Genomic DNA, 7,238 nt, shown 5'->3' with positions numbered 1-7,238 from the left:
CCAGCTCTGCGGCAATACGGGCTGCAGAGCCTGCAATAAACAGTTCAAGTAACCGTTCCTGTTTGTACTGACTGAATTTGCTATTTCTCCTGGAACTATCCTAGATGTTCTTGGCTATCTGGGATAGCCCCATATTTAATTACTGACGTTTGTTTGTGTCGATGGAGTATATATTACAGTTAATTTTCCACTATATCTTCCAGCTGACTTATCGGCAAGACGAAACTGAGGCACTGTAATAGTAAGTGGTGCAGGAACACATAATGAAGCGCCATGCATACCAGGAATAACCACCAGCCTCTGAATGCGCCTTGTATTTGTATTTTCCCATAAAATACCATCTCCATTATTAATTACCTGCACCTGCCCATTTGTCGGATTTATTACACTAAGCTGATAATCAATTCTGTTAGTTGTCTGACTCTTGTTAGCATCATCAAGATATACAGAAAAAAGGCCTTCCGGTCTTTTTGACGCAAAAGAACCTTCGTCTCTGAATATCATATTAATCTGTGAACTCATCGAATTTTTTCCATCATAAAGGCACATATCCAGCGTAGAGACTCCGCTAGCGACAATATTATCTGGCGTCCCCGGCCTGTTTGATAGATTGAGGTTTATCAATGGCGCAGAAGAAGGAAAGGCTGGAAAATATATTTTCTGATTTTTCACATCGGTGACATTAAGCGTAATATCTGCAGTCCAGACGGTTATCGTATTTGGGTTGCTGGACCATAGCATAAGATTTTGCTTCAATCTTGCTTGCCATATTCCAGGTGTCGATAGACTTGAAAGCGAATCCCTCGGTATTTTATATGTAAATTTGTTTTCGACACTAATTGAACCTGCGCATCCAAATGTCACCGATGCTGGGTAGTTAAACGAATATGGTGAATGGCACCCTGCCGGTATCACTATCTGGTGCATCCCGACAATATTTATATTGACACTTTGATTTGTTTTTTTATTGGTAAAGAGTAAGGAGATATTCTGAGAGCCGGCCGGTGGGTTATTACCTGACCAATAAGGTGTTATATTACACGCACCATTAGTGGTGTCAGTTGTGCTAAGACACACAAGTGTATTCCTCCCCCACTTTTGTCCATCAGTATCGTCCCGCCCCCCTGATAAATTATTCCAGATGGTTAATGAATCGGGTAATGAGCTCTTGTCAAACTCAGCAGTTAACGTTGTTGTTCTGGATACTGGCGACTCATAAACAGCCATGCATGAAAAAGATATTATGGATGATATCATTGTAAATAATTTTAAGGTTGATTTAATTTTCATACAAACTCTTATTTATTCATTGCAGTAGGTTTCGAATTAGCACTCGCCCCCACAGTTATTAGTCTGACTTGTTTTTGCTCCGCGACTGGCAGGCTCGCCACGTCCGAGCTTTCGCACGTCGTGGTGCCCACGTAGCGCACCACGTTGCGCACTGCCCTTACCTTCATGCCGCACCGCCAGAATTCGCTGTCCTTCATGACGTACAGCGTCTCCAGTCGTTTTGATGTTTCCAGTGTGAATCCCCCGCCGCCGAGTGGCGTCCAAGACATAACGTTCAGCGGGATGCCGCCCTCAAGCGGTCGGCGCTGTGCGTCAGTCATCCTGCCCAGCCACGTATAGCGGGTATCCACCTCAACGCTCCGACTAAATACTTTGCCCGGAGTTAAAAAGACGGTGCGCGAGCCGGCGCCCTTACGGAGTTCGCTGCTGATACCGTCCGGTGAAGACTCCGCCTCGGTCACGCTGAACGTGGTCTGCCGGTAGCCAGGCACGGTAAACAGTGCGCGGCTGTTGCCGCGCACGTTGCTGCGTCCACCGCTGTCCAGCGAAACGCTGACCCGGGAGTCCTTTTGCTCATTGTCCTGCTCCACGCCAATCATTACGGCTGACGACGGCGTTCCGTTTCCCCACCGGCCCCAGAGCGGACCGCTGCGGTCAATCGCAAGCGAAGAGCTGTAGCTACCGCTGCTGCTCAGCCTGTGTGTGCCGTCTGACTTACTCAAGGCGTCGCTGACCGTAAGCGCACCGTTGCCGTATTGCCCGCCGGCACGACCATACGCGGAGGAGGTCATCGTATCCGTGTTTACGCCGTACAGGGAGGCTCCTAGCTCGCTCTCTCCGCTGACGTCTATATAACGACTGTAGGCGGCGTTATAGCTCAGCTGGTCGCTGCCGCGCCGACTGGTCTGCCAGCTGGCTCCCGCAGAGGATGAGCTTCTTAACTGACCGGTGCTGCTGCCCGCGTGAGATAGGGTAAAAATGAGGAACATGCCCTTGTCCGTGCCGTCATATCCGGTGTCTTTGCGCATAAAGGCGTTGACGCCTGCATTTGCGTTGAGGCTTTTCCAGTTGAAATATCGCGTAATGCCCGTCTGCCAGGTGCGGCTGCGCGAACGGGTCTGATACACCTGCTCCCAGGGTATCCCTGTCTGACTATTCCTGTCATCCCCGTGCAGGTCGCGGCGGTAGACGTAGCGGCCTTCGTTATTGCTGAGCGCGTAGCCCAGCGTGCCATACCATTTTGAAAAGGGCACGGACAGCATCACGTTCGTACTTTTATAGCACCCGCTGTAGCTGTAACGGTGCTCCCCTTGGCTGTTGCAGTCGGGAGCGGCCATCGCGGAACGGTAGAAGCTCAGCGAAAAGCCGTCGTTGTAGTTGAACTGCTGAATATTACCGCGCGATCCGTCGGTGCCGTAAAGGTAGCTGGCACGGGTCGTCAGCGTGCCGTCAACGGGCCCTGTATCGAAGCCGTGAACCCAGTTGACAACCCCTTCCCAGTAACGGGCGGCGCTGAAAAGAGCTGCGCCACCGGTGAGGGATGTGTTTTCGGTCACCGGCAGGCGAAGTCCACCCTGCACAACACGCCGGCTGTCATCATCAGAGCGCCGCGCGGTACCGCTGTCGTCGCTGACGTTACCGGCCTGTACAAACCACTGGAATGAGCTGAGAGGGGTGCCGCCGGTACCGGTATAGGGTACGGTCTCGGTTCTGACCAGCTGGTTGTTTTCATAAATGCTCAGTGAGATGGTGTAGCTGCCAGCCGGGAAGGTTCGTGTATCAAGCTCCTGTGCGCCGGCCTTCAGGTAGAAAGAGGAAAGAAGCTGGCCGTCACGGTAGGCATCTACCCGGGAGTCCCTGGTGAGAAAAACGTTAACGGGCGTGCCCCGGGAGACCTTATCCATGTTGACCCATGACAGGGTTGACCCCACGCGTGCCCCGCTAATTTTGCCTAGGGGCAGCTGGCTGAGGTTAATATTCCCGCCGGCGTTGCTGAAGATATCCCGGGCGTCCATTAGTCCCCCTTGTAGATATACGCGTTTCAGCAGGTCCTGACGAAAATAGGCGTTGGTGACATCCGCCTTCTGCATGTTGGCTGAGCGCGAACGCTGCCCCTGCCAGTTCCAGTCAATGTTCAGATAGCCGGTCTCTGTTACCCCGAGCGAACCATTACCCTGCACGGAGGCAGACTGATAGTCACTGTCGGCAACAAAGTTGAGGTTCTGCTGGTGCACCAGCGCATTTTTGCTCTCTGTGCTGGCATCGTAGTAGACGTCTTCATTCTTTTTTGATGGCCGGTATTGACGGCCGAGAAACAGGGCAACTTTGGCATTATTCTCGTCGTATATAGCAGCCACGCTGTCAGTTTCAATATGGTCGCAGCCCGGTGCCCTGCCGTTGGTGCTGCAGGCAAGGTTACCGTTGCGCTTGAGCGGAGAGTTAAGCGAACGGCTGAGGAGGGCCCCAAGCCCAGGAGCGTCCGCAAACTTCTTTAGCACGGCGCCAGCAAGCGCTTCGGGTTGTAAGAACTGCACGTCCTCAAGGTCGACTCTGGCCTGAACGACGCCGAGACTTTCACCGTAGAGTGATACGTCCAGCATCATATTCTGGCCGCGCGCGAGCTCTTCAAATCCCGCGGGCACACTGATCGCGGCCTGAACGCCGACGACCGCGGGCAGTGCCGCCGCAATAGCAATGGCAATAAGCTTCAGCCTGATACGCATTCTGGTCTTCCCGACTTAACGATATCCATGAAGAAACGGGGCGCTGGCCCCGTTAATGTAAGTTGTTCAGTGGCTATTCCTTAGTTGGAGCAGTGGCCTGAGTAACCACCAAGCTGACGACGCCGCTGTAGGTGCCAGCCGCTGTGATGACGCCCGGCGTTTTCTGGGCAATGACTAGGGGCATTGCAGAGGAGCCGTTAGTTACCCCGCCAGGGAACGTCGTCGAATAGGCGAATGGGGTGGCGGTGGTGGTCAGTGCCTTGCTGTTGACGGATACGCTCAGTGGGATAGCGTTTGCTCCCGCGGCGTCGGTCAGCGAAGGTTCGGAAACTAAGCTTACGTTTAGGTCCCTGTTCTCAGTGTTAGACCAAAACTTAATCTGCTCTTGATAGGCCTGAAGACCTTTGCCCGGGAGATACTGCATCTCCACGGCCGCAGGCAGTGCGGAACCGTCGGCCTTCGTCACGTCGACGGTGGGGTCGATGCTGGCGGTAACGGTGATATCACGCTGTGCGGCGTTGGCGCTGAATGTGGCGACCAGCGCGGCCGCGGCGAGAGCGACTTTGAAATTACTTTTCATTGAGACTTCCTTTTAGGTTTAAATTTCCCTTTCGCTGAAAGGGGGTTAATTAGCCTGCGATGCAGGCAGTTCGGTTTCTTCTGTTCTGTTCTTCGTCCAGTTAAAATACTTTATTTTGTAGGTGTTGCCAGCCGAGAAGCGTATTTGTGGGATGGATGTTTCGCTTTCCGGGTAAACTGTCAGCGCTTTTTTTTCCCAGATGCATTCTCTGCCGGGGTTACATACGCCTACTTCTGTCACCGGGATGCGAATAGTGCCGTCGTTAATGATATTTCCCGTTGAGGGGATATATTTCAGGCTCGCCTTGGCTTTGCGCGGTGCCACGTGAACCAGTGCGCCCCATATAATATTAACGCCAACCTGAGCTGTTTTTCTGGACTGGTTCTTTTTATCTGAATGAGAATTGAAGGCAGCTTCGCTCACGCCTTCGAAATAAACACGGCAGGTAGTCTCCCTCTCGGGAGGGGTCATTGAAACAATCCGTACAACCCGCTCTCCGCCAGCGGCAAGGGCTATTTTTTGTGGCGTAACAATAATCTGACTAGCGTCGGACATATTGACCTCAACCTCGCGCTCATTTCTAGTTCCGGGGTTTATAATTTTTTTTAACTTTATTTTAATAAACTCAACTTCATCATTCTGGGATATTACCCTTATCTGAGACGTACCGCTTTCTCCGACCGTAGTCTCCATCGGATATACATACATGGCTGCTTGTGCGGTAGGGCAAAGAAATGAAGTGCTACAGATTGCCATTAGATATGAGGCGATGCTGGTGAAAGGCCAAGTTCTCATCCATAAGTCCTTTAATTATTTATCCATGGGTAAAGCTTTGCCATCCCATCATTATTACCTGTAAGACAGGCTGAGAGTTATTCTGAATCTATTTCGGGCTTTTTTTAGACCAACCCAGACTCCAATATTAACGTCTGCGATCAGGCTCAGTTAATTATTATATTATGCCTGTCACGTCAGGTTGGATGCGCGACATATTATTTTTTCAGATATTTCCTAGTCTGCAATACCACTGCGGGCGCGAGCAAACCTGCGTTGCTGCCTGAACCGTCTTTAGCCCCAGAGTGACATCAGTACCGATGATTGCCAATCTGATTAAATGTATGAATATAAAAGTTTAACATCAGTATTGCAGATGCCGGTCAGTTAGCTAAAAGCGTGGTACGGAGAGAATCTTATGGGATTTTCTAACCAAGATCAACTATTATGATCGGGTTTGGCGATCGAAAATCTATTTATGATAGATAAAAACTATCAAGTGACATAAAAATGATCGTTGCAGGCTTTCGGTTAAATCCTATGGCAAATCAATTTTGGTCGAATTTTTAGCTTTCCAGTGAGGTTTAAGATTCATGGAAATACGGACTTTCCCACGCAGGAATAATTATTTTAATGCCGGAATATCTGCATTATGCGATGCGGGGTTTCATTTCAGGAAAAGTAAGGAAGAGCTAATCATCGTATGCATGGCTCCCTGGTCGGTAAGGGATGTGGTTTCTGCAAGCTGGATGAAGAGCTGGGTTGAATCAAAGATCCTCATCGTTTCTGACAGCAGATTCTTTCCCCTCGCGAAATATCTCCAGCTACAAAACAGAGATATCATAGAGGTATGCCATACTCTAGAGTTTTACGGGGTGCTTAGGGACCTGCTCTGGCAGGGAAAGCTTTACAGTATAAAACAAGAGGTTGGCACCCCTCACCTTACTGATATGGAATATGTTTCCCTGCAGTACGCTTTAGACGGTATAAGCGCAGAGAAACAGGCGATGTCCATGGGGCTGAGTTCAAAAACTGTCTTCACCCATCGTGCAGCCTCAGCCAGAAAGCTCAGTGTGAAAAAGCTGTCACATCTACTTTCACCAAAAATCCTTAACTCCTCCTCTTCATTAAGGAAAGAGTACTGCCAGTATTTAGACTGGCCCCATAAATCTCCAGACAGTTAGTATCACTTAAGTTAGTGATAGTCTTGATACTAGTTTCTAGACTAGTCGTTGGAGTCCGGATGATTGATGTTTCAGGTCCAGAGAAGCGCAGACGGCGCAGCATTCAGGAAAAAAAATCTCTATTGTTCAGCAGAGCTTTGAGCCCGGAATGACCGTGTCGCTGGTCGCCCGTCAGCTGTTCATGTGGCGTAAGCAGTATCAGGAAGGCAGCCTCACTGCCGTTGCCGCAGGAGAACAGGTTGTGCCCGCATCGGAGCTGGCATCTACGATGAAGCAAATTAAAGAGCTGCAGCGCCTGTTGGGTAAGAAAACCATGGAAAACGAGCGGCTGAAAGAAGCTATTGAATATGGCCGACAAAAAAAGTGGATAGCGCACGTGTCCTTGTTGCCGGAGGATGGCGAATAAGCCTTGTCAGTCGTTGCCTCCGGGTCTCACGTGCGCAGCTGCATGCCATGGCCCGTTGGTCGAAGGACTGGCAGGATGGTCGGCGCAAGCCTGATGATTCTGAAGTGCTGGCCCGTATCCATGCCGTTATCGGCGATCTGCCCACCTATGGTTATCGTCGGGTATGGGCAGTGCTGCGCAGACAATCAGAAACTGACGACATGGCGGTGCTCAATGCCAAACGTGTATACCGCATCATGCGTCAGAATGTGCTGCTGCTTGAGCGTAAACCGGAAATACCG

5 protein-coding genes and 2 pseudogenes are annotated in these 7,238 nt (G+C 50.6%); 2 read left to right on the top strand and 5 right to left on the bottom strand.

Features of this window, described 5'->3' with window-relative positions; genetic code table 11:
- From BBW68_RS17725 to BBW68_RS06990, 5 genes and pseudogenes are all read right to left on the bottom strand, one after another.
- Positions 1 to 88, bottom strand: a pseudogene (locus BBW68_RS17725) (IS1595 family transposase); the annotation flags it as partial.
- A gap of 47 nt (positions 89 to 135) precedes the next feature.
- On the bottom strand, positions 136 to 1,290 hold the full coding sequence (locus BBW68_RS16135) for a CfaE/CblD family pilus tip adhesin (protein ID WP_083264831.1): 1,155 nt from the start codon (positions 1,288 to 1,290) through the stop codon (positions 136 to 138).
- Positions 1,291 to 1,298: 8 nt separating this feature from the next.
- Entirely contained in the window at positions 1,299 to 4,013 is a 2,715-nt protein-coding gene (locus BBW68_RS07000; protein WP_070134576.1) for a TcfC E-set like domain-containing protein, read from the bottom strand.
- 73 nt (positions 4,014 to 4,086) lie between these two features.
- Entirely contained in the window at positions 4,087 to 4,593 is a 507-nt protein-coding gene (locus BBW68_RS06995; protein ID WP_070134575.1) for a CS1 type fimbrial major subunit, read from the bottom strand.
- Between the two features lie 45 nt (positions 4,594 to 4,638).
- Positions 4,639 to 5,388: a fimbrial protein gene (locus BBW68_RS06990; protein WP_070134574.1), complete on the bottom strand. Its 750-nt coding sequence runs from the start codon at positions 5,386 to 5,388 to the stop codon at positions 4,639 to 4,641.
- A 572-nt stretch (positions 5,389 to 5,960) separates the two neighbouring features.
- On the opposite strand from BBW68_RS06990, the gene BBW68_RS18335 reads away from it, so the two are divergent.
- Positions 5,961 to 6,551, top strand: coding sequence for a helix-turn-helix transcriptional regulator (locus BBW68_RS18335; RefSeq protein ID WP_070134573.1), 591 nt, complete (start codon positions 5,961 to 5,963; stop codon positions 6,549 to 6,551).
- 14 nt (positions 6,552 to 6,565) lie between these two features.
- Positions 6,566 to 7,238: pseudogene (locus BBW68_RS16130) on the top strand (IS3 family transposase); the annotation flags it as partial.

It is taken from the genome of Candidatus Erwinia dacicola (assembly GCF_001756855.1).
GTDB classification, from domain to species: domain Bacteria; phylum Pseudomonadota; class Gammaproteobacteria; order Enterobacterales; family Enterobacteriaceae; genus Erwinia; species Erwinia dacicola.
The sequence above is the reverse complement of the archived record's forward strand: the minus strand, read 5'-3'. Positions and strand labels throughout refer to the sequence as shown.